This is a genomic window from Corynebacterium sp. NML130628 (assembly GCF_001875665.1).
Lineage (GTDB): Bacteria > Actinomycetota > Actinomycetes > Mycobacteriales > Mycobacteriaceae > Corynebacterium.
In genome coordinates, this window is the sequence record NZ_MLAL01000028.1 from 94,217 (window position 1) to 116,922 (window position 22,706).

The 22,706-nt window shown below is 59.2% G+C and carries 21 protein-coding genes; 13 read left to right on the forward strand and 8 right to left on the reverse strand.

Going from position 1 to position 22,706, the window contains the following annotated elements:
• The first annotated feature begins 36 nt into the window (after positions 1 to 36).
• Together BJP07_RS07935 and BJP07_RS07940 are read left to right on the forward strand one after the other, a co-directional pair.
• On the forward strand, positions 37 to 834 hold the full coding sequence (locus BJP07_RS07935) for a spermidine synthase (protein WP_071566950.1): 798 nt from the start codon (positions 37 to 39) through the stop codon (positions 832 to 834).
• Between the two features lie 123 nt (positions 835 to 957).
• Complete coding sequence (locus BJP07_RS07940) at positions 958 to 2,067, forward strand: FUSC family protein (RefSeq protein ID WP_177222545.1); 1,110 nt, start codon at positions 958 to 960, stop codon at positions 2,065 to 2,067.
• Here the strand turns inward: BJP07_RS07940 and BJP07_RS07945 are convergent.
• Both BJP07_RS07945 and BJP07_RS07950 read right to left on the reverse strand, forming a co-directional pair.
• Positions 1,994 to 2,491: a 2'-5' RNA ligase family protein gene (locus BJP07_RS07945; protein WP_071566952.1), complete on the reverse strand. Its 498-nt coding sequence runs from the start codon at positions 2,489 to 2,491 to the stop codon at positions 1,994 to 1,996. The genes BJP07_RS07940 and BJP07_RS07945 overlap by 74 nt on opposite strands.
• Before the next feature lie 6 nt (positions 2,492 to 2,497).
• Positions 2,498 to 2,890, reverse strand: a complete 393-nt coding sequence (locus BJP07_RS07950) for a hypothetical protein (protein WP_071566953.1) — start codon at positions 2,888 to 2,890, stop codon at positions 2,498 to 2,500.
• A gap of 146 nt (positions 2,891 to 3,036) precedes the next feature.
• On the opposite strand from BJP07_RS07950, the gene BJP07_RS07955 reads away from it, so the two are divergent.
• The 4 genes from BJP07_RS07955 (at position 3,037) to BJP07_RS07970 (ending at position 7,522) form a co-directional block, all read left to right on the forward strand.
• On the forward strand, positions 3,037 to 4,527 hold the full coding sequence (locus tag BJP07_RS07955) for an HNH endonuclease signature motif containing protein (protein WP_083584155.1): 1,491 nt from the start codon (positions 3,037 to 3,039) through the stop codon (positions 4,525 to 4,527).
• A 10-nt stretch (positions 4,528 to 4,537) separates the two neighbouring features.
• Positions 4,538 to 5,086 (forward strand): DUF488 family protein, encoded by a 549-nt coding sequence (locus BJP07_RS07960; protein ID WP_071566954.1) that lies wholly within the window; start codon positions 4,538 to 4,540, stop codon positions 5,084 to 5,086.
• 187 nt (positions 5,087 to 5,273) lie between these two features.
• Positions 5,274 to 5,633 carry a helix-turn-helix transcriptional regulator gene (locus BJP07_RS07965; protein WP_071566955.1) on the forward strand — a complete coding sequence of 120 codons (360 nt, stop codon included), beginning with the start codon at positions 5,274 to 5,276 and terminating at the stop codon, positions 5,631 to 5,633.
• A complete protein-coding gene (locus BJP07_RS07970; protein ID WP_071566956.1) occupies positions 5,630 to 7,522 on the forward strand; it encodes a cation-translocating P-type ATPase in 1,893 nt (630 codons plus the stop codon). The genes BJP07_RS07965 and BJP07_RS07970 overlap by 4 nt, the downstream gene beginning before the upstream one ends.
• Before the next feature lie 78 nt (positions 7,523 to 7,600).
• On the opposite strand, the gene BJP07_RS07975 is transcribed toward BJP07_RS07970, so the two are convergent.
• A complete protein-coding gene (locus tag BJP07_RS07975; protein WP_071566957.1) occupies positions 7,601 to 8,581 on the reverse strand; it encodes an NAD(P)-binding domain-containing protein in 981 nt (326 codons plus the stop codon).
• Positions 8,582 to 8,940: 359 nt separating this feature from the next.
• Here BJP07_RS07975 and BJP07_RS07980 point away from each other — a divergent pair, with 359 nt between their 5' ends.
• Together BJP07_RS07980 and arfB are read left to right on the forward strand one after the other, a co-directional pair.
• Entirely contained in the window at positions 8,941 to 9,252 is a 312-nt protein-coding gene (locus BJP07_RS07980; RefSeq protein WP_255365954.1) for a putative glycolipid-binding domain-containing protein, read from the forward strand.
• A gap of 70 nt (positions 9,253 to 9,322) precedes the next feature.
• Positions 9,323 to 9,766: an alternative ribosome rescue aminoacyl-tRNA hydrolase ArfB gene (gene arfB / locus BJP07_RS07985; RefSeq protein WP_071567032.1), complete on the forward strand. Its 444-nt coding sequence runs from the start codon at positions 9,323 to 9,325 to the stop codon at positions 9,764 to 9,766.
• Positions 9,767 to 9,820: 54 nt separating this feature from the next.
• Here the strand turns inward: arfB and BJP07_RS07990 are convergent, their stop codons facing one another.
• The gene (locus BJP07_RS07990) at positions 9,821 to 10,081 is read right to left on the reverse strand and encodes a HigA family addiction module antitoxin (protein ID WP_255365959.1); all 261 of its coding nucleotides are present in this window, start codon (positions 10,079 to 10,081) and stop codon (positions 9,821 to 9,823) included.
• 34 nt (positions 10,082 to 10,115) lie between these two features.
• Positions 10,116 to 10,397: a type II toxin-antitoxin system RelE/ParE family toxin gene (locus BJP07_RS07995; protein WP_071566959.1), complete on the reverse strand. Its 282-nt coding sequence runs from the start codon at positions 10,395 to 10,397 to the stop codon at positions 10,116 to 10,118.
• 129 nt (positions 10,398 to 10,526) lie between these two features.
• Between BJP07_RS07995 and BJP07_RS08000 the strand changes: the two genes are divergently transcribed.
• A complete protein-coding gene (locus BJP07_RS08000) occupies positions 10,527 to 10,772 on the forward strand; it encodes a ribbon-helix-helix domain-containing protein (protein WP_071567033.1) in 246 nt (81 codons plus the stop codon).
• Positions 10,773 to 11,360: 588 nt separating this feature from the next.
• Here the strand turns inward: BJP07_RS08000 and BJP07_RS08010 are convergent.
• Both BJP07_RS08010 and ychF read right to left on the reverse strand, forming a co-directional pair.
• Positions 11,361 to 15,821, reverse strand: coding sequence for a hypothetical protein (locus tag BJP07_RS08010; RefSeq protein WP_071566960.1), 4,461 nt, complete (start codon positions 15,819 to 15,821; stop codon positions 11,361 to 11,363).
• A 174-nt stretch (positions 15,822 to 15,995) separates the two neighbouring features.
• The gene (gene ychF, locus BJP07_RS08015; protein ID WP_071566961.1) at positions 15,996 to 17,081 is read right to left on the reverse strand and encodes a redox-regulated ATPase YchF; all 1,086 of its coding nucleotides are present in this window, start codon (positions 17,079 to 17,081) and stop codon (positions 15,996 to 15,998) included.
• A 101-nt stretch (positions 17,082 to 17,182) separates the two neighbouring features.
• Here ychF and BJP07_RS08020 point away from each other — a divergent pair, with 101 nt between their 5' ends.
• From BJP07_RS08020 to BJP07_RS08030, 3 genes are all read left to right on the forward strand, one after another.
• On the forward strand, positions 17,183 to 18,538 hold the full coding sequence (locus BJP07_RS08020) for an AI-2E family transporter (protein ID WP_255365955.1): 1,356 nt from the start codon (positions 17,183 to 17,185) through the stop codon (positions 18,536 to 18,538).
• A gap of 31 nt (positions 18,539 to 18,569) precedes the next feature.
• Entirely contained in the window at positions 18,570 to 19,610 is a 1,041-nt protein-coding gene (locus tag BJP07_RS08025; RefSeq protein ID WP_071566962.1) for a DNA recombination protein RmuC, read from the forward strand.
• 69 nt (positions 19,611 to 19,679) lie between these two features.
• A complete protein-coding gene (locus BJP07_RS08030; protein ID WP_143111753.1) occupies positions 19,680 to 20,339 on the forward strand; it encodes a DUF6542 domain-containing protein in 660 nt (219 codons plus the stop codon).
• Between the two features lie 18 nt (positions 20,340 to 20,357).
• Here BJP07_RS08030 and BJP07_RS08035 read toward each other — a convergent pair whose 3' ends face one another.
• A complete protein-coding gene (locus BJP07_RS08035; protein WP_071566964.1) occupies positions 20,358 to 21,317 on the reverse strand; it encodes a 4-hydroxy-3-methylbut-2-enyl diphosphate reductase in 960 nt (319 codons plus the stop codon).
• Positions 21,318 to 21,429: 112 nt separating this feature from the next.
• Between BJP07_RS08035 and xseA the strand changes: the two genes are divergently transcribed.
• Positions 21,430 to 22,692, forward strand: a complete 1,263-nt coding sequence (gene xseA, locus BJP07_RS08040; protein WP_071566965.1) for an exodeoxyribonuclease VII large subunit — start codon at positions 21,430 to 21,432, stop codon at positions 22,690 to 22,692.
• Positions 22,693 to 22,706: the final 14 nt, after the last annotated feature.

Below are 22,706 nucleotides of genomic sequence, written 5' to 3' on the forward strand. Positions count from 1 at the left end.
ACAGGTAAGAATAAACGCTGAAAGGTAGAGCATGAAATGCGACGCAAACCCCGCACCGAAAAGAAAATCATCACGGGAACATTCCCCGTAGACACCGGCACAGCAACCATCATCGCCGACGAGCTTCGCGACGGCGGCTACACCCTCGAACTCAACCGTGTACCAAGCTCGTACGTTGTGCTCGGCGCGCCGGAGGTGTTGACGTTCGACTACATGCAGTGGATCACGGGGTTCATCCGCCCCGGCGACACCGTGCCCTCGGATTTCCGCGCGGTCCACCTTGGTGGGGCCGCGTGCACGCTGCCTGCATACTTCGCACACCGTTATCCCCAAAGCCACCAGACGGCGGTGGAGATCGACCGGGAACTCGCACGACTCGTGCGCTGGGCATTTCAGGAAAACCTCGAACCTGTCACAATCCGCTGCGCCGAAGCACGTGCCTTCACTCATGCCTGCGAACCACGCAGCCTTGATCTCATTGTTCGCGACGTTTTCAGTGGCCCCTCCACCCCTCGCCCGCTGACCACCGTTGAGTTCTTCCGTGCCTGCGCTGCCGCCCTTCGCCCGGGCGGCATCTATATCGCAAACATCGGCGACCGACAGCAGATTCCAAACACCCGCGCAGAGATCGCTGGGCTTCTCGAGGTGTACTCCCACGTAGTGGCCGTCGCGGCACCAGCGATGCTCGACGGCCACGAGTACGGCAATGTCATCGTCGCAGCGAGCAACGCCCCCTTAATTTTCGACGCCACCACCGCTGCCTCCCTTGCCATGAAGGATGGTGCGACGCTGCTCGCCGACGCTTCCGATCGCCACCTTGCCCGGCGTGACTAGAGTGTGCGTCCACTTTCGACAGACCTGCGTTGTTGGGGTTGCGTCATAGAGGACTAAGGTAACAATTTTGTCACGTCTGGGAGAAAGGGCTGATCTTTGAACCATTTTCGCGCAATGTTCACGATGGCACCCGCACGACGGGACCACATCCCCGCATTTCGTACAGCCGCCGGAGTAGCCATCCCACTACTGTTTTTGCTGTGGATCGGCCGTTTCGACCTCGCCATCTACGCCAACTTCGGCGCGTTCACAGGCGTCTATGGGCGCCATGAAACCCGATCAGATAGGGCACGCCATCAGCTCCTTGCAGGTACCGCCATCATGGTCGCGATCGCCATCGGCGCGACAATGTCCTGGACACACACCAATCAGTGGCTCATCATGCTCATCTCTGCAATCGCATCCTCGGTGTGGGCGACCATCGCGCTGTGGTCAGGTACACGCCCAACCGGGTCCGTGTTCGTACTCTTCGCAATCGCCGCGGTGGGGTCCCTCGCCCACCCGGCACACCCACTGATCGCAACGGCAGTCGCTGCGGCAACCGCCGGACTTTGCTTTGGACTCGGGAGAATATCGCACCTCATCGGGGAAGGCCCCAATGCGCGCGAACCGCGAGGGGAGGAAGTGGGCGTCGATAAGCAGGCGCTGAAGCGAGAGGCAGCGCGATTCTTCCTCGCTCCCCTGCTCGCTGGAACGATCGGCATCATCTCGGTCGCTCTCATTGACCCGCTGTCGCACTTCTATTGGGCGATGGTCGCCGCGGTAGTGCCACTGGTCAACAACCGCTACCGAGTGCAGTACTTCCGGGCGCTGCAACGCATGCTCGGTACCCTTTCCGGCATTCTCGTCGCCGGGTTCCTCCTGTCACATCACATGCAGGAATGGCAGTTCGTGGTCTGGATCATCATCCTGCAGTTCTTGACAGAAACCTACGTCACCCGCAACTACACACTGGCAGCGAGCTTCATCACCCCGACCGCTCTGCTGATGATCCAAGCAGTCGAACCTTCCCCCATCGCGCCTATGCTGCTCGCCCGCAGCGCGGAAACCATCCTTGGCGCCGCGTCAGCCCTCGTAATTATTGCCATCGGGTACACGAAAACGAACCCTCACCTGGTGCGCCAACACTTCAACGTTGCTGCGCCTAAGCCCCAAGCTCCTAGGGCTCGAACCTATACTCGGAGCCAAACTTCGGCTGATATAGCGCTGCATACTCCACATCGACAACCCTGAAGTGTGGCGATGTCACCTCCGCGAGCGCCTGGATGTAGTCTCCTACGATTACTTTCGGCAGGCGCAAGCCCATCGTCAGATGCGGAATCCACCGAGCACCACGGCCATCGGCGTTCAGCTCGCTGAGCGCTCGCGCTGCCCGCTCGAGCTCGTCAGGACCCTGCAGCAGCCACGCCACCGTCTGCTTCGACTTCATCCCGAACACCACCGTGCCCATCCTGTCCAGACGCGCAGGCAAGAGCTGCGGCAGGAGCTCACCCGCCCTGGCGATCACCTTTCGTGACATCTCAGGCGCAAACGTGACCGACACGTGAGGGCGCTGCTGCTGTACGGGAAAGCCGCGCTGCGCAAGCGCCTCATAAATCTTGCGAATCTCCTGCTCTTGCGATTCTGGCAGGCGCAGCAAAATATTCTCCGGGGACATTCGTCTTCATTCGTTAGGACGCACTAGTTGTTGTGCAGTTGGGCCAAGCTCGTCAGCGGACTCGTTGATGTCTTTCAACGCAATAATGACGGTGGGGTTACCGAATGCCTTGCGGACGCGCTCGAGTGCTTCGGGAATGCTCAGCCCGTCGACAGCAGCGCTTAAGATCACGTCTTGTAGGTCGTCTCCACGGTCCCAATCTTTGTAGTCTTCAAACCCATATGAAGTGCCGGTGAGCACTTTGTCGTTGTTGAACTCGAGCGCTATAACACCGTTTTCAACCCGCCACATCCACGCCGTCCCCGTGCAGGGCTCGTCGGTTTTCGCGTCGTAGCGTGGCGTCGGAATCATCTCGAGGCCCATGTACTGGTAACGATCATCACTGTCATTGCTTGCCATGCTGTTCGAGCGCCTCCGTCATCAAGTGCTTGTCTGTCTCGTCTCAACGTACCAAACCGTCAGAAGGTTCGCCCATTTGTTCGAATCGTGCGGATTTGTGTCGGCGGGGGTTGATAGGGTGATAGCAACTCACGAAAGGAGGGGCCATGACCAGCACAATCACCCAGTGCGTGAACGATATTTCGGCAGCGCTGCGCACATTGAGCAAGCTTTTCGACAACCCCTCTGCCCTCACCTTCCACGACATCCGAGAGGACATGGAACGCCTCGAGGAGCAATTCAAAAAGAAGGCAACTATCGACGCCGCCTTCGCCTTCATCGCCGAGCGCGAAGAGGCCGGCCGAATCGTCGGTGCCAACTACCCCAACGCGTACCTCCAGCAGTGCCTCGACTTATCGAAGGGCGAAGCCTACAACCGCCTCGAACGTGGCCGACTCCTCTTCGGCCCACCACCGGGGCCCGCTGCTCATCCAGAGAGTGAAGAAAGCACCGAAGGCCTTTTCTCCCGCACCCATGAGGTAGAGCGACAGCAGGCAACTGCCAGAAAGACGTCTTCCCAGGTTAGTGCAGAGAAGCAAAACATCATCCGGCGCGAACTCGACAAGTTACTCAAAGCTGGCGTGGACGAACGCACCCGTATCTACTCCACAGCCATGGCCGAGAGCTTACGTCGCAACCCCGAAGACCTCCGACAGTTCGTCCGCCGTGCCGTCGCCGACGTAAACAGGAAACATGCTCCGCACTCAAACCCTAATGCGGGCTACGAGAACCGTGGCCTTTCGTTTGGGCGCAGGAAAGCGGACGGAACCGTCGATATCCACATCACCGCCGCCTCCGGAGCTGCCGCCTTGATCAAAGCGCACACGGACAAAGGCCTTGCACCGAACTCCAACCTTCCAGCAGCGATGCACGACGAAGTGGACTCCCGCACCCCGCAGCAGCGACGCTTCGACCAGTTCTTCGCCATTTTCCAGCAGCATGAGCAAACACAACAGAAGGTACATGGTGGCGCTGCCTCGGTGATCATTGCACTTACTCTCGACGACCTCGCCGACGGCGATGCTTCCATGCTTTACGGCACCAACACCGGCATCGAAGTCGACTGTTTCGATCTTGTGCGCCTCGGCATGGACGGAACTACAGACTTCCTCCTCCAAGTAGACGGCGTCACCTCAGTACCACTGTGGATGGGGAGAACCACCCGGCTCGCATCGGTCGAACAGCGAATCGCAATGTTCGCCATCCAAGGAGTATGCTCCTGGCTCGGCTGCACCACCCCTATGACAGAGTGCGAGGCGCATCATATCCTCGCCTGGATAAAGGGCGGACACACCGATACCGAAAACCTCACCGGTCTCTGCCGCGAACACCACAGATGCAACAACGACAACAGAGACGGTTCCTTTAACAAGGGCTACATGGATTTCGACCCACAAACAGGCAAAGCGGGATACCGAAAGCACCCGTCCGATCCAATGAAATTCAACCACTCGGTGCCTGCGAAACACTCGGCGGTCAGCAGAATCTACGCGGCAAAAGGCAGGTGCAACTGCGCCCGAACCGGAGAGCGTGACCCCGCCTTGTACCCGCCAGGCCTCTCACCTCCCGTTACGGCTCCACTACCTCAAAGCGCCTAGGGTCGGAGGCATGAAGATCTTTACCGTCGGCCATTCAAACCTCGAGTTTGACCAATTCGTGGGCATACTCGAGGCTTCCGGCGTGCGTGCTGTCGTGGACGTACGTAAGCTTCCCGGCTCCAGAAAGTACCCCTGGTTCAATGACGATCAACTTGCCGAACACTTACCTGAGCACGGCATCACATATTCCCGGAACGAAGGGCTCACCGGGCGGCGCAACGTGTCCAAAACAGTCCCTTTCGAGGTGAACGGCAACTGGCGCAATCGAAGCTTCCACAACTACGCGGACCATGCGCTTGGCGACGAATTCGCACAGTCACTCCAAGCGCTCAGGGAACAAGCCAGGACATACCCAACAGTAATCATGTGCTCAGAGGCAGTCTGGTGGCGTTGCCACCGACGCATCATCGCCGACCACCTCCTGGCCCACGGCTACGACGTGCAGCACATTATGGGAATGACGCAGCACGGCCCCACCCTAAGTGCAGCGAAGTTCAACGACGGAGCTGTCGTAGGCGAGGATAAGAAAGTGCGCTACCCGAAGCAAGAGACCAAGTAGCAAGTCTCAACTACCCGCCACTGCCCCTGTTCCCATTTCCGCAGTACACGCCAATTTTTAGCTATAGTGGCGCTAACTTCTCAAAATGCTTCTTAAACTGCATTGATCGAACAGGTCGCAAGCTCTTCGCTTCAATGTCAGTTCAGTGCATTTTGAATAGTTCAGTACCGACTGTATAGTTCAGCACATGCTGACTATTGCTTCACGCCTCGATGTCATGAACCGGCTCGGCCGGGCCATGGCGGATCCGACGCGCTCCAGAATCCTGATAACCCTACTCGACGGCCCGAGCTACCCGGCTGTGCTTTCGCGCGACCTAGACCTGACCCGCTCGAACGTCTCGAACCACCTGACCTGCTTGCGTGACTGCGGCATCGTCGTCGCCGAGCCGGAGGGCCGCAAGACACGCTACGAAATCGCCGATCCGCACCTCGCGACAGCGCTCAACGCGCTAGTGAACGCGACGCTGGCTGTCGACGAAAACGCCCCGTGCATCGACCCTGAGTGTTCGGTGTCCGGCTGTGGCGGAAAAGGAGTGGACGCATGAGTTCAGCGTGTGGATGCGAACACGAACCAGCCGCGGAGGTCGAAGAGCTCGATCGGCCATGGTGGAAGGACCCCGCATTGCGACTGCCGATCTTCTCCGGCGTAGCCCTCTGCATAGGTCTGGCGCTGGGCTGGTCTGGGCTAGAGACACCCGCGACAGTACTGTTCTGGGTCGGCCTGCTGCTAGGGGCGTATACGTTCGCGCCCGGCGCTATCCGGAACCTTGTCACGAAACGCAAGCTCGGCATTGGCTTGCTGATGACAATCAGTGCGGTCGGCGCGGTGATCCTCGGTTACGTCGGAGAGGCCGCGGCGCTAGCGTTCCTGTACTCGATCGCCGAGGCGCTTGAAGACAAGGCGATGGACCGGGCGCAGAGCGGACTGCGGGCACTGTTGAAGTTGGTGCCGCAGACCGCGACGGTGCAGCGCGACGGTACGGCGGTCGAAGTCGCAGCGAAGGACCTCGTGGTTGGCGAGCTGATGCTCGTTCGCCCCGGGGAGCGGATCGCCACGGACGGCATCATTCGTTCCGGACGCTCCAGCCTTGACACCTCAGCGATCACCGGAGAATCCATTCCGGAGGAGGTCGCACCCGGTGACGAGGTGCCCGCGGGAGCGATCAACTCCGCCGGTGTGCTGGAGGTCGAGACGACCGCAGCTGGAACTGACAACTCGCTTACCACACTCGTGGACCTGGTCGAGCAGGCGCAGGCGGAAAAGGGCGACCGCGCCCGGATCGCCGACCGGATTGCCCGACCCCTAGTGCCCGGGGTGATGATCCTGGCGGTGCTGGTCGGCGTGATTGGCTCGCTGCTGGGCGACCCCGAGACGTGGATCACCCGTGCGTTGGTGGTTCTGGTCGCAGCGTCGCCGTGCGCGCTGGCAATCTCCGTGCCGCTGACGGTCGTGGCCGCGATCGGCGCGGCTAGCCAGTTTGGTGTGGTCATCAAGTCCGGCGCGGCGTTCGAGCGGCTCGGCGGCATCCGTCACCTGGCGGTGGACAAGACCGGAACTCTTACCCGCAACCAGCCCGCGGTTACCGGTGTGGTCCCGGCGGACGGATTCGATCGGGCGCAGGTGCTTGCCTTCGCGGCGGCAGTTGAGCAGCAATCGACGCACCCCCTCGCCGCGGCGATCGCAGCAGCGGTGCCCGCACCGCCCGCCGCCCAGGACATCAACGAGGAAGCCGGACGTGGCATCGGCGGCACCGTCGGAGGTCGACGGGTGCTGGTGGGCAGCCCCCGGTGGATCGACGCCGGGCCACTAAAGGCAGACGTTGAGCGCATGGAGTCCGAGGGCCAGACCTGCGTACTGGTCACCGTCGATGACGCCCTCGCCGGGGCGATCGGGGTCCGCGACGAGCTGCGGCCCGAGGTGCCCGAAGCTGTACAGACCCTGCACGCTAACGACGTGAAGGTGAGCATGCTCACCGGCGACAACACTCGCACCGCCCGGGCGCTGGCTGAAATCGCCGGGATCGACGACGTGCGCGCCGAGCTACGCCCAGAGGACAAGGCAAGCATCGTCGCCGAACTCTCCTCCAAGACGCCGACGGCCATGATCGGCGACGGCATCAACGACGCTCCGGCACTGGCGGGCGCAACGGTGGGTATAGCGATGGGAGCGACCGGCTCTGACGCCGCGATCGAGTCCGCTGACGTCGCCTTCACTGGCCACGACCTCCGGCTGATCCCGCAGGCACTGCAACACGCCCGCCGAGGCAGCAGGATCATCAACCAAAACATCGTGCTGTCTCTGGCCATCATCATCGTGTTGATGCCACTGGCGATCACCGGCGTGCTGGGCCTAGCCGCCGTCGTGTTGGTGCACGAGGTCGCCGAAGTTATCGTGATCTTGAACGGCCTGCGGGCTGCACAAGCGAAGCGCTGAGCCATACTTTCGTCCATCGCGCCAGCTCTCCGACACGGATCTTGGAAGGATCGATCTGCTCAGGAACCAAGCATCATCTCAAAACTTTTGATGTCGAGCTTCATCGACACGGCCCGCGACAACCTGGGCAGTGTGTTTGGCAAAGGGCCCCACGCCCATTAGCGTTGCCGAGCCGTCGCCTGTCCAGTTGCCATAGCCGACTAGATGCAGATTCTTCACCGCGGTTTCGCGGCCGCGCATGAGGTGGCGGAATGGACCGAGGGCTGGACGGAAACCAGTGCACCAGATCAGGTGGTCGTGGTCGAGCTCGTTCAAGCTGTCGAAGATCGGGGTAGCGGTGAGCTGGCCAGAGTTGCGGAGCTCACGTAGATGAGGCAGTGCGACAATGTCCCCGAGGTTCGGGCCGGCATCGCCACCGAGGATTCGGCGGCGGCTGCGGAGAAAGAGATCGCGACCATCGACATCATCAGGCATCCAGCGCGGCGGCTCAAGCGTGAACCATGTGACCTCCGACGTCCCGATGAGGTCCGCGGCGATCTGTGCACCTGAGTTCGCCCCACCGACCACAGCGACTTTCGCACCGCGGAATGGTTCGGGACCGGGGTAAGTCGACGAGTGCCACTGGCGTCCGCGAAAAGTGCCGGGATAGTAGGGCACGAAGGGCGCGGACCACGTGCCGGTGGCTGCGACAACGTGTTCCGCCGTGAATTGACCGGCGGTCGAATCTAGGGTGAACATCCCGCCCTCATGGGACACGTTTCGAACGTGCACTGGGCGCCTAACCGGAAGGTCGTAGCGTTTTTCGTAGCTTTCCAGATAGTCGATGACATGACTTGCAGGCGGGTACCCCGGGTAGTGTGGCATGGGCCAGCCGGGCAGGTTGGAGAACTCCGCGGCGGAGAAAAGCGTCAGCGAAGGCCACGTGTGCAACCACGCTCCACCAGGTTCCTCTTGGTTGTCTAGGACCAAGAAGTCCACTTTGAAGCGCCGCAGGTAGTACGACGTGGCTAGGCCGGACTGGCCACCACCGACGACGATAGCCGTGTGATGCTCAGCCAATCGATCATCCCTCCAGAATCTCCCGGAAGCGCCACTCAGTGTCGTTTCTCATCGGGCACATGCCCGCCCAGGTGTGTCTCCGCGAGCTCCCCAACGGGGGAGCTTGTCAATGGTAATCAACGATCTCCACCTTAATACCCCGCGTTACACGTTGAACTTGAACTCGACCGAGTTTCAGTCGAAAGCTACCTGCCTTTTCGCACCATCAAGCGTAGTAAAATCCTCACCACGGTGCGCACGTATAAGTGGGAGCTGCGCGCCGCGGAGAACTGCGTGACCGAACGTGTGTCGGTGAACGTTGAAGGCGACGGATGGGGTGAAGCCTCGAGCTGTTTAGGTCCGAGCAAGGCGTGGGGTCGGTGGAAACCAATGAAGAGGGCGCCCGGCCTGAAGATCTGCCCTCCCCCGGTATCGTCGAGTCAGCCGACCTGAAAACCGCACTCGATTGCGATCTCGGTCTGTGTCCTCTCACCATCACAATGCCTATTCGTCGCTTGACGCTGCTTGAGACTCAGGTTCCGAAAATGCAGCTGATCATGGCTTGGATTGATATACCGTCCCTCCAGGTGATCGCATCAGACCAGTACTACAGCTCCGTCGATGCTGAAACTGTCCGATACGAAAGCGGAACACGGGGAGTCGACGTCGAGTTGGAGGTCGACGGTGGCTGAGTGGTCGTACATTACCCTGATCTCGCACGTCGGGTCTGATCCGGAAACAACTCTAACTACGCTGGGCGGTATGAACGATCTGACCATCGCGCCTGGCCCGGGAATCCCCGGTGGCCTCGTCGTCGCCGAGGCGGACCTGTCGGAGCGGTTCGCGAAGGCATCGGGCCCGGGCGGCCAGGGCGTCAACACCACCGACAGTAAGGTGCAGCTCTCCATCGACATCGCGGAATGCGCATCGCTTTCCGACGCCCAGCGTCGCCGCGCCCTCCACAACCTCGAACACCGCCTGGACGGCACGGTGCTCACCGTGAGCGCATCGACGCAGCGGTCGCAGGTCCGCAACCGTGCCGAGGCGCGGGAACGCATGGCCATCTTGTTGCGCGAGGCGCTCGCCCCACCGCCTCCCCCGCGGCGGAAAACGAAGCCGACGCGCGGCTCGGTGCGGCGCCGTCTCGAAGCGAAAAAGCGGCGCTCGGAGCTCAAGTCCACGCGACGGCGACCCCAAATTCCCTAGTTCGAACCATCCGCGTGCATATCCTCACGCTGACGGACCTGGTTCGGGTAACTGCTACGCCGAGACAGCGTGAACCGGCTGAATCCTCTCGATCTCGGCGAGGATTTTGTCTTCTGCCACATCCAGGTCGTACTGGGTCTGTAACCCGAGCCAGAACTGGGGGCTCATTCCGAAGAACTTAGCCAAGCGAAGAGCAGTGTCCGCGGTTACAGCGCGCTTACCGTGAACAATTTCGTTGATCCGGCGGGGCGGAACGCCGATGGAGACTGCGAGCTTGTGCTGAGTGATCCTCATTTCCTTGAGAAAGTCCTCCATGAGGATCTCACCGGGGTGAATCGGAGGGAGCTTGTCAGTGGTAGTCAACGATCTCAACCTCCTCTGGCCCCGCGGCAGACCACCGAAAACAGATCCGCCGCTGGTCGTTGATTCGAATGCTGAACTGACCCCGCCGATCACCTTTCAACGCCTCAAGCCGGTTCCCCGGGGGAATCCGTAACTCATCAAGAGTCTGCGCGTACCCAAGCTGGCGAAGCTTGCGCAGCGCTACTGAGTGAATGCGGGAATCGATCGAGCGAACTCGCTCTCGATTCCACAGACGCTCAGTGTCCTTGTCAGCGAACGACTGGATCATGCTTCACCCTATCCCCCATAACGCGAAGCGTCAATAACGCTACACGTTAAATTTGAACTCGACGGATTGTCGAAAGAATATAACCTCCCCCTAGCCGCCAAGCCCTTTTACCGTATTACGATTACGTGCATGAAAACTATCAACGGGAAGCTAGTCAGCGAAGAGCAAATCGATGCGTGGGTAACCGAAGCCGAGAAAGGCTACGACGTAGAGACACTTCGTCGACGTGGAAGGAAACCTCGAAACGAAGATGCTGCGAAGGTTATCTCCATTCGGCTTTCCCCCGGCGAGATATCGGAACTCGACAAGTTTGCGGCTGAAAACGGATGGTCACGCTCTCAGGCAATCCGCGAAGCGCTAAAGAATGCTATTTAGAAATGGACGTACGCCGAAGCGCCACGAAACACGGCATCTAGCCAGACGACTCCGTTACTGCCGCGACTTCAGGCTGCGTTTTTAAGACCCCACTCGATGAGGAACACCCTCAAAGGGAACTGCGCCTCGGGTTCGACGGCTCAATGAGACTACTCGAGATTGTCGTACTCATCTGGGATGACGGCACCGAAACGATCATTCACTCCATGAAGGCACGCAAACAGTACCGCGCCCTGCTCGACTAGGCACGAATATCTTCGAAGAAACCCGGTGTGCTTACCTGATACAGCAATCATGCGCTCGCCAAGGCATTGCAAGTGTCTCAAAACTCGGCGAGCTTTGGTTCGCCGCAACCGGTTGCGAAATCGCCGCGGATTACGGCGATTTTGTGATGGTTGATTCCATCCCGGCGCCGGGATTGGTGTGGACTGTCATGCAGAACCCGGAAGGCAACGAGTTCTGCGTGAGTATCCCCGGGGCCTAGCTACACATTGAACTTGAACTCGACCACGTTACGAATCGGATCAACCTCTCCCGCCAGGAGACATTGGCTCCAATGAAACCCGCGGCCCTTTCGAGCGCTATCGGTTATAACCGCTCTGAATCCGTTATGGCCTCACTGATGCCGTACGCGCCAAGCTCTAAGAGAGAGTCCAAAACGTCGAGCAACTCCGCTCGGTGGGTACGATCCCGGCACTGCGCTAGCCCACGCACCACCAGTTCACTGATGTAATGCGCATCTCCCGCTGCGCCGGTGCGAATGTCCGCGGCATCGTGCCCGAAGACATCGACGAACCGTTTTGCAGCTCTCAAGACCAGTTCATCGACCTTATCCGGCGCGTACTGTAGCGTGACCAGCAACTGGGGCGTGGCGTGTTCGTAAGCCGGCGAGTCGATCAAAGCCGCGAGTAGTTTAACGAATGGCTGGAGCGGTTGCTCGCGGAGGTGAAGCGCCACAGTAGCCGCTTCCTTACGCACCCCATCCGCCTCGTCGTTCATAAGCCGGGTTAGGGTCGCCGTGGCCAGTTGGACATTCGAAGTGCGATCGACACACTGAACACAGGTTTCAGCGATGCCCTTTCGGGCGTGAAAGTCTCCCGACAGCGCTTGTTTCATAAGATCGGGGCGGTCCCATTCCATCGCCGCGAACGCCGCGACGGCGCCACCAGCCTCACGAGCTTCGGCATCATCCGATGCCAACATGCGCTGAATTACCGGATCTATAACCTCGGGATTCACGTTGCCGATGTAGACCATCAAATGCTGAACAGATCCGGCGGCGAGCAGACGATCGTCAGTATTGATCAGGGTTGAGAACGCCCTCATGACCTCTGGGCGAGCATGCCGTAGCGCGGCGGCGAGGGTGTAGGCAACGCACGAACGGACACTGAGTACCGGATCGCCGGCCATCGCGTTGAGATATGGCGCGACCAGTGCAGTTCTCTTGCCGTCACTGTCGGTGACCAAAAGATCGCCGAGAGCTTCGGCCAAACTCCCTCGTGCCGTGTTGATGCCGTTCAATTGCATATCCACGGCACTTGGTGCGTCCGTTCCATCCCGAACGATCACAGGAGAACAATCGGCCGGGTCCAGCGCGTGCACAGCGCTGTCTCTAATCAGTTCGACCAGGTCAAGCGGCACTTCGCGGTAGTATTTTTGTAGCGCCATCCCGAGCCACCGATCATTTTCTGCCTGTCCCAGCGAAGCAATGTGACGGACAGCGTCGAAGATCAGCGGCGCGGTGCTATCGCTCGCATCGGCCTCGCCAAAGCCCCTAAGCATCGCACCGGAGTAAGCCGCATTGAACTCTGGGGACAGCCGCAGCGCCAGCCTAGCGAAGCGCTCGGGGTTTGCGGCTACTTGATTGCCCAGCACGCTGGACAATTCATGGGCTCCGCCGGTGAAGGTCGCCCAATTCGTCTTGTCAGTGTCATACTTTGACATAGCCCTCAGCCACTGTGAATCGCTCATTTTCTTTGCGGCACCAAGGCCGATCGGCGAACCGATGGAACCACCGGTAATTCCCTGTGGCTCTGCAGGGGCGTCCTCCCCAAACTTCCGTCGATATTCCCCGAGGAGTCGTTGACCGACCGTAGTAAGCCGCGCTTCTTCCAGGGCGGATAGAAACGTGAAAGCCGAGCGTCCCGAGCCGCAGTTACTCCCCCACTCGCAGGGCAAATCTCGAAACAACTTCTCGAGCCGCTGGTGAATTTCGTCGGACACGTGTGGTGCAATCGCCAGGACAAGCTCCCGTGCAACCCATAGGGAATCGGAGATATAGCCGCAACGGAGACGACGTCCGCCTTCGAGCAAGAGACTCGCCGCCCACCCGGCAAAATGCTCTGCGCCCGCTGACAATGCTCGGTAGAGCAAGAATTGCGATCCGTCGTAGGGATCGGAAGCCAGTTCCTCGAGAAGGAACCGGATCTCCTCAGGGGCGCTCTTTGCCACACTCTCCAGCGCTCGGACCGACGCCGCCAGCAGGATGCCATCAAGCCGGTAGCTGCCGAGGTCATCGTCCTTGATGCGAAAGCTGAAGTGCAGATCGCGAATCAGGCCGTCGACGCCAGGCTCGATCGCGGTCCTCGCCATGACTCGTCGGAGATACGGCACCGTGACCAGCACGAATGCCAACGGTTCAGCATGTGCGGTATACCTAACGAGTTCGGCGGCGCTGTACTCTCGCATGCCGAGCACAGTCACCTTGCCTTCCTCGTTAAGCGTCAGGGCATCCCCGTGATCGATCAGCCGAGCCTGCAACAACTCGATCGCCCAAAGTGGTTCGTGCTTAGGCAAGTTGTGCATCGTTAGCCAAAGTTCATGCTGTGCCCCATCGTAGGCGCCTTCGCGAACTCCTTCGAGCACCAAATCGAACAAATCTCGGTTCTGAAAGACATCCGAAAAACGGCTGACCCAACGCAACCAGCGGTGATATTCCGGCTGGGCCTTGCGGTCCCCTAACAGCTTTGCGATCGATACCGGGTGCTCTTTGACCGCACTAGCCATCATATTCAACGCGTGATTCCGCATACCCTCGTTCGGGCCATCGAGCCAAGCAGCAATCTGACCATCCTCAAGGAATCGCCTGAACCACTGTGGTCTACTCAACTGCTGCCAGAGCCGGTCTTCAAAGCCCGGATGTCCCGCGGCGATCCGGACCATCACTTCGGCATCGGCAGTCGTCGGCGCAAGAAGATTAGCTACGACGGCAAGGACTGTCTCCTTTATGTGAAATCGGATGTCGTTAGCGGTAAGTACTGATTCGACCTCGGTATGGAAACGATCCGGCGCTCGCTCGTAGAGATGTTGCAGGACCTGGCGAACCTGGGCACGTCGAAAAAGTGCCTGCTCGTCACGGAGAAGGAAGTCAACGAGTGACTCCCCGCGTGACACCCACAGACGTGCGAAGGCGTAGTCGAAAAACGTTTCATGGAAGAACGCGATGCGACCGCCGTCTTGCGCAAGCAAGTGTTCTGAAACGAGGACGTTGGCGTCTTCAATAAGGTCCTCATCGTCGAGAATCTCGATTGGGACAGACAGCGCTTGCAGATCGCTTGCAGCGTTGGCGATCCGACTGACCACGTCGTTGAATCTGACATTCACTCGCCGCGAACGCACTGCTCGTCGCTTGCGCTCCCAAAACGCTTCAAAGAGCGATCCGCGCGAATGGAAGGCCAGCGCGTCAGCCTGAGTCGAAATCGTTTGCAGGAGTACAAGGTGCAGCGGCGTCTGCAAAAGGGCTAGTTGTGATGGATTTAACCGCGCTAGGTCGAGTCCCATTCTCGTCACTACCGCTTCGACTTCCTCCTTCGACAATCGGTCGACTTCCACCGTTGTTACGTCGGTACGAGACGCAAATGCGCGGATACGGTGATCATTATCGATGTCGAACTGGCGACATGCCATAACAACACGGATTCCGCACACTGACAGTGCTTCGTCGATGAGATCCATAACGACATCGAAACTCTCCGGCATACGTCCGGAGGCAAGACTCACCGCGTCGAGTTGGTCGATAATCAGGAAGGCGTCGCGATCGTCAGCCGCCCTCGCCAAAGCGGCTGCGGGAGAGACTTCGAACCCGAACTGATGCCCCAACTCGACAGTCGACGCGAACGGACCACATCGGTCCAATCGTAGCGCCAGCACCTCGGCACCAGCCGATTCAAGAGCGGCAGCAGTTTGTTCGAGAACGGAACTCTTCCCACCTCCCGCCGTACCTGCGACGAGCCCGATCCGATATTTATCAAGCGCCTCCACTAGGTGGGCGGCCTCTGCACGCTTAATCGGTGGTTGCAAGAGTTCACGTTCAACGGACTGACGCCAGCTTTTCGTGATCTTAAACACCTGCTGGTGCGACGTCAGATGCGACCCAGGTTCCAGTGGCTTGATGCCCCTTTGAGCGAGAAGAGCAAAAAGTTCAGTTCGAGTCAACCGCTTACCGAGGTTGTCGAGAAGGATATCCCCTATAGCAAGAGATATGAGGTCGCCGCTAGCTCCCCTCAGACTGCACACAGCAAGCATACTGTTCGTGCGGACGATGTCGAGTTCATCTTGAACTAAGAACCGCATTCCGCGAAGTGTGTTCCAGGCCACTTGGGGATTGCCCAGGATTTCGGCCGCCGCCAATTGGTTAAAGACCGGTGTTAGCTCTTTAGAAAGCCAGCAGTCGGTGAAACTCGTTAGATCATCTGACTTGCGAGCACGATCGGACAATTCTTGTAAGGGCCGGCACGGCACCAGGGAGACAAAATGGTATCTTCGGCCCGCCGCCACATGCTCCGCAGCCGCCTCGAAGATCTTTTGATCGGCGAGAGCCCTGACTGTCCAACTGTTACTAGTGCCGTTCTGTCGTTTTAACTGGTGCACTTCGGTAACGAGACCGTCGTCGTAAGTGAACTCGGAACCTCGATTTAGCTCGGCGTCGATGTCTTCCGCAGTCAACGCCCGTCTATCGTCGACGATGCAATATAAGGCATGGCGGATAGCCCATGCGAGCTCGTACCTATTTCCAAGCTTGTCTGTTTCTCCGCCAGGTCTAGGCGACATCAGACCTCCGAGATCACTTTCAACGTGGGATGCCGTATAGCGACACTCATAGCAGACTGGTGCAGGCTCGGCCGAGTGTGGGCACCGAGTGTGAGGCACTTGCGTCTATTTAAGTACACTCAAACGACTACGGGCCAAAATGCGATTACAACTAAAAGTAACCCTGTCCAGGAACTACACGTTGAACTTAAACTCCACCACGTCTCCGTCTTCCATGACGTAGTCCTTGCCTTCTTGACGCACCTTGCCGTTGGCGCGCGCCTCGGCCATGGATCCAAACTTGTCGAGATCTTCGAAGCTGACGATTTCGGCCTTGATGAAGCCTTTCTCGAAGTCGGTGTGGATCACGCCCGCAGCTTTCGGTGCGGTATCGCCCTGGTGGATCGTCCAGGCGCGGGCTTCCTTTGGCCCAGCGGTGAGGTAGGTCTGCAGGCCAAGGGTCGCGAAGCCTGCCTTGGCGAGCGTTTCCAAGCCAGGCTCGTCCTGACCGACGGACGCGAGAAGCTCCGAGGCATCCCCTTCGTCCAGTTCGAGCAGCTCAGTCTCTGTTTGTGCGTCCAGGAAGACAGCCTCCGCCGGTGCGACGAGTTCGCGCAGCTCCTGCTTGCGGGCCTCGTCGGTGAGCACAGCTTCGTCGGAATTGAATACGTACAGGAATGGCTTCGCCGTCATCAAGTGCAAGTGGTGCAGCAAGTCGAGGTCAATATCCCCTGCCTTGGCTGCGGCGAACAAGGTGCGGTCGTCTTCAAGCACTGCTTGTGCTTTCTTGGCCTCTTCGGCTTCTGCTGCGACGTCGTTGTTCTTGCGGCCTTCTTTCTCCAGACGCGGCAGCGCTTTCTCGATGGTCTGCAGATCAGCGAGGATCAGCTCGGTGTTAATGACTGCGATGTCAGAAGCAGGGTCTACTTTGCCGTCGACGTGAATGACGTTGTCGTCAGCGAAGGCGCGAACGACTTGGCAAATGGCGTCTGCTTCACGAATGTTGGCAAGGAAGGCGTTGCCCATGCCTTCGCCCTCGGACGCCCCCTTGACGATGCCGGCGATGTCAACGAACGACACCGTCGCGGGCAGGATGCGTTCGGATTCAAAGATCTCAGCTAAGCGCTTCAGGCGCGGGTCTGGCAATTCAACCAGCCCGACGTTCGGCTCGATGGTTGCGAACGGGTAGTTCGCTGCGAGCACGTCATTCCGCGTCAACGCATTAAACAGGGTTGACTTTCCGACATTGGGCAAACCGACAATTCCAAGTGTAAGACTCACGCTGGCCAATCCTAGCTCACCGATCACGCTGCCGTCGAAAAGTTTGCAGCTCGCGGTCGGGTTACGTTTCTTTCTCCCTCGGATGGGGCACAATAGGTCGCGTGAGCACTCAGAAACCTCTCGACCACGACGTCAACCCGATCGATCGCGGCATTGTCTACCGCGCATGGATCAAGTCCGCCGCAACGTTGACGCTGCGCGTCCTCATTGTTGCGGTCTTCTTGGCCGCGCTTGGCAAAGTGATCGGCATGTTTTGGGCGGGCATCCTCCCGATTGTCCTGGCGCTCATCATCTGCACTGTGCTTGCGCCCGTTGCGGGCTGGCTGCGCCAACATGGCATACCAGCTGGGTTTGCTGCGTTGCTGACGCTGCTTGGTTTCTTTGGATTTCTTGGGTTTCTTGTTTCGCTGATTGCTCCAGACATTGCGGCGCATTCGAGGCTGCTCTATCTGCAAGCACTCGAAGGTGTGCAGCGTCTGCAGCTTTGGCTGCAGGGTCCACCACTTAATGTCAACCCCGATGACCTCAACGAGGCTGTGAACGAAATCGCGCAGTGGCTCCAGAATCAGGCGGGCGCTATCGCCGGTGGCGTGTTCACTGGCATCGGGACTGCCGCGGGCCTTATCGTCACGCTGTTTGTGGTGCTTGTCTTGACGTTCTTCTTCTTGAAAGATGGACACAAGTTTTTGCCTTGGCTCCGCAGCGCTACCGGCGGCCGCACTGGGCTGCACTTCACCGAGCTCTTCACTCGAGCATGGAACACGCTTGGTGGTTTCATTCGCGCTCAAGCTGTTGTCTCGCTTGTCGACGCCATCTTCATCGGCCTCGGTATTTACTTCGTGGGCGTCCCGATGGCGTTCACACTCGCTGTGTTGACGTTCATCGCGGGATTCATCCCGATTGTGGGCGCAGTTGTGGCTGGTGCTCTAGCGATCCTGGTGGCGCTGGTATCTCTTGGCGTGACGCAGGCGCTGATCGTGTTTGCGATCGTTATTGTGGTTCAGCAGTTGGAAGGCAACGTGCTGTCTCCGATGTTGCAGTCTCGTGCCATGAACCTCCACCCGGTGATCGTGTTGGTTTCCGTGACCGTAGGCGGCGGTCTCTTCAACCTCATCGGAGCGTTCTTGGCTGTCCCGGTCGCGGCGATGATCGCTGTGTGCTACCGCTATGCACTCGATATTGTGCGCATCCACTCTGGTGAAGTCCTCCCGGAGCATCTTTCTTTCACTACTGAGGAGGGACGGGCGATTGCTGAGCTAGAGGGCGTCGAGAGTCGACACAAGCGCGATGCCCTGCGCGAAGAAGATGAATGGGCTGGAACAGTGCCCTCGGAAGCCTCGGATCCTTCGGCCGAACCTACTGAAGACGACGAGGAACAGCTTGATCGTCGCTTGCGTCCCCGCTACACCCCAGACAAAATAAAACAAGTGTTCGAACGTTTCCGCCCTGCCCCGTGAGAATGTCGCTTCCATGTGCTCTACTGGCCACATGGACACATCCACTGCGCTGTTACTCATCATTACCGGCCTGCTCATCGGGGCGATCGGCGGCTTTTTTGCTGGCACAACGTGGATGCGGCGCGCCAATCCACCGCAACAGTCTCCTACTGACTTGCGCCCGCTCGCGCAGGCATTACGGGAGTTGCAGGGGCGTCTCGACGCCATTGATAGAGAACAGGCAGTCGCGCAGTCTGCATTGGCAGGCCAGGTACAGGCCATCGCGCGCACATCGTCCAGGCTCGGGGATCGAACCGATCAACTCATCACCGCGCTGCGTTCCCCACAGGTCCGTGGCCGTTGGGGCGAGGTGCAGCTGCAACGCGTGGTAGAGCTCGGAGGGATGGTGGAGCACGTCGACTTCGATACTCAGGCCTACATGCGTTTCGACGGCGCCTCCCTCCGCCCCGATATGGTGATTCGGCTCAGCCAGGGCCGAAACATCATCATCGATGCAAAAGTCCCGTTTTCTTCGTACCTTGATGCGCTCAATACAGACGACCCGGAGGAGAAGCAGGGCTATTTGCGGCGGCATGCGCATCTCCTGCGAAGCCACGTCGATACGTTGTCCTCGAAGTCGTACATCAAAGCCTTTCAGCCAAGTCCCGAGTTTGTTGTGATGTTCGTGCCTGCCGACCCGTTTTTAGATGCTGGGTTGGCGATTGACCCGGAGCTTCTCGACTACGCATTTGCTCGAAACGTGGTCATCGCCACGCCGACCACATTGTTCGCGTTACTGCGCACAGTCGAGTTGGGGTGGCGTCAAGACTCTATGAACCGGGAGGCGCAAACAATCCAGCGGCTCGGCGAGGAACTGTATCGCCGCCTCGGGACGTTGACTGAGCATTACAACCGCGTCGGCGGCAGCCTTGAGAAAGCCGTCGAGGCATATAACGCGACGTTGGCATCGCTCGATAGCCGCGTGATGGTGACCGCCCGCAAACTCGAAGAACTGGGCGCCGCGGGGCGCACGTCGCGTGCGCCGGAACTGCGCCCCGTCGATGCTCGCCCCCGCCTTCGAGATCCTGAATAGGCGAATTCATAGCCCCGGGAGCGGGTCAAACTGGCAAGACCCATGGGGAGGCCGGGTAGAATGCCCAGCGTGTCTCAAAACTCTCTCCGATCCCCGCGTTCTGGCGCAGCTACCTTCCATGGGTTGCCTACCGTTTCTAGCATCGGCATCATCTTTGCCGCATTGCTGACAGGCGTTGTTATTGCAATGTCGGCGGGTTATATCGGGTGGCCCTTGCTCGTGTTGTTCAGTGTCGCGGTCATCGTCGTGACGACACTGGTAGATCCTCGCGGATTGTTCCTTACCGTCGCTGCTACCCCGCTTTTGTTCGTCGCGGCCTTGCTTGGTTTCGGTGTGCTCTCGGCGCGGGGCCAACTCGGAGCAGCAGGCGCAGGCGGGAAGACTGCACTCTTAATGGTGCTCTACCCGGTAATTGAGCACTTCCCAATCCTCTTCACGGTAACCACTGGGGCTCTGGTGATCGCAGTCGTGCGTTATTGGCTGATTCAACGGCATAACGATGAGGTGCTGCGTCGCGAGCGCGCGCTCCGCCGCCGCATGAGCCAATCGAACCGTCGCACTAACTATGAGGGCCGCCGTGCCCGTGAGCGCAGCAAAGGTGGCATCACCGTCGCTGAACTGCTGAAGCGGACGAACGCAGAACGCAGTCAGGCCCGCCCCCGTGGGGAGCGGGCCCGGCGAGTCGCCTCGAGACTGGGCGAAGACCTCTATAAAAACGACGGGCGCTAGACGAGTGCTAGCCCAGCGCTAGCTGTTGCGGCGCGGCAGTCGCAGGTCTCGGGGCAGCGCGAAGGTAATCGTTTCCACCGTGGTGGTGACTTCCTCTACGTCGGCGTAGCCGCGGTCAGCAAGCTCTGCCAGTAGTTCCTGCACCAGAATTTCTGGCACCGAGGCACCTGAGGTCACCCCTACTGTGTTGACGCCTTCGAACCATTCGTCTTGCACCTGGTGGGCATAGTCAATGAGGTAGGCGTTATCGGCCCCCGCGTCGAGTGCGACCTCCACGAGCCGTTTCGAGTTGGAGGAGTTCTGCGAGCCGACCACAATAACCAGTTCCGTCTGCGGCGCAATCTTCTTCACTGCTACCTGACGGTTCTGCGTCGCGTAGCAAATGTCGTCGCTTGGTGGATTTTCCAGATCCGGGAAGCGCTCGCGGAGCTTTTCGACGATGAGCATCGTCTCATCAACTGAGAGCGTGGTCTGTGAAAGCCACACCAGCTTCGTGCCTTCCGGGAAGTCGGGAAGGGCGTCGACACCCTCCACCCCGTCAACGAGGTGAGTGACCTCCGGCGCCTCACCTGCGGTACCTTCGACTTCCTCGTGGCCTTCGTGGCCAACGAGCAGAATCTGGTAACCGTGCTTAGCGAACCGCTTCACCTCGTTGTGGACCTTTGTCACGAGGGGGCACGAGGCATCGAGTGCTAGCAAGTTGCGGTCCTCTGCGGCCTCACGAACCGCAGGAGACACTCCGTGTGCGGAGAAGACCAGGTGCGAGCCTTCGGGGACTTCGTCGGTTTCGTCGACAAAAATGACACCGCGCTTCTCTAACGTTTCCACTACGTACTTGTTGTGGACGATCTCTTTACGCACATAAATTGGGGCTCCGTATTTTTCCAGCGCCTTTTCTACAGTGACGACCGCGCGGTCCACACCAGCGCAGTAACCACGCGGTGCTGCCAGAAGAACTCTTTTACCCTGATTTGTCATGGAACCGACCCTACCGAATCAACGTCTAAAACAGTAGGTACACATACTTGTGGCGATCTATCTATGAAACAATGACAGCGTATTCCATCGACACGCTGGGAAAGGAGCGGTGGTGACACAAGCGCAAGGTGAGCGTTCTAGCTCATCAAGTAGCCCTGAGCAGCCATGGCCAGTGGCAAAGTTGAATAAGTCGGTCAAGGGATGGATTAGCCGTCTGGGTCACTTGTGGGTTGAAGGGCAGCTCACGCAAGTTAATTACAAGCCGAGCTGGAAGTTCTCCTATCTCACACTCCGTGACACACAGCAGGAAACGAGTGTACAGCTTACGGTTTCCTCGGACTACTTAAGGAGTTTGCCGACGCCGCCAAAGGACGGAGACCGCGTCGTCATCTATGGTAAGCCGGCCTTCTACGAGGGGCGTGGGTCGTTTTCGATGTGGACGACGCAGATCCGACACGTCGGCATTGGCGAGCTGCTGGCGAAGATCGAGCAGCTTCGCAAACAGCTGGCAAGCGAGGGCCTTTTCGATCAGGCACGCAAACGCCCAATCCCTCTATTACCGAATACGATTGGCCTCATCACTGGTCGCGGCTCCGCTGCCGAGCGCGACGTGCTTTCCGTAGCACAAAGCCGTTGGCCGGCAGTGCAGTTCCGCGTGATTAACACCGCTGTGCAGGGCCCGAACGCGGTACCTGAGGTCATTCAAGCCCTGCAAACACTCGACGCGGACCCCAATGTTGAGGTCATCATCATTGCCCGTGGCGGAGGCTCGGTCGAAGATCTCCTTCCGTTTTCCGAGGAGGCGCTGCAGCGAGCTGTAGCTGCAGCGGGTACGCCAGTGGTATCCGCCATTGGTCACGAACCAGACAACCCGGTGCTTGATAACGTGGCGGACCTGCGTGCTGCGACGCCAACCGATGCGGCGAAGCGCGTCGTCATCGACGCTGCACAGGAGCTTGCGTTTCTGTCTGAGGCTCGTGCACGCAGTGCCCAGGCGCTGCGCACCTGGGTTTCCACCAAAGCTGAAGAGATCCAGTACTGGCGCTCGCGCCCGGTGATGCAGAACCCACTGCTGGCTATTGAGCGTCGAAGCGAAGAAGTCTCTCAACAGGTCGCCTCGATGCGACGAGAAATCAGCCATCTGTTGACGCGAGAGACACAGCAGGTCACTGCGCTGCGCTCACAGGTTTCGGCGTTGGGCCCGGCAGCGACCTTGGCACGTGGATACTCCGTAGTCCAGGTCCTCCCCCGGGATCATTCCGATCCAGAAGTAGTGACCAGCATCGAACAATCACCACCTGGATCGCAGCTGCGTATCCGCGTCGCAGACGGCTCTATCACCGCTGCAGCAATGGGAACTACTCCCGCCGACTAACACCACACAACAAC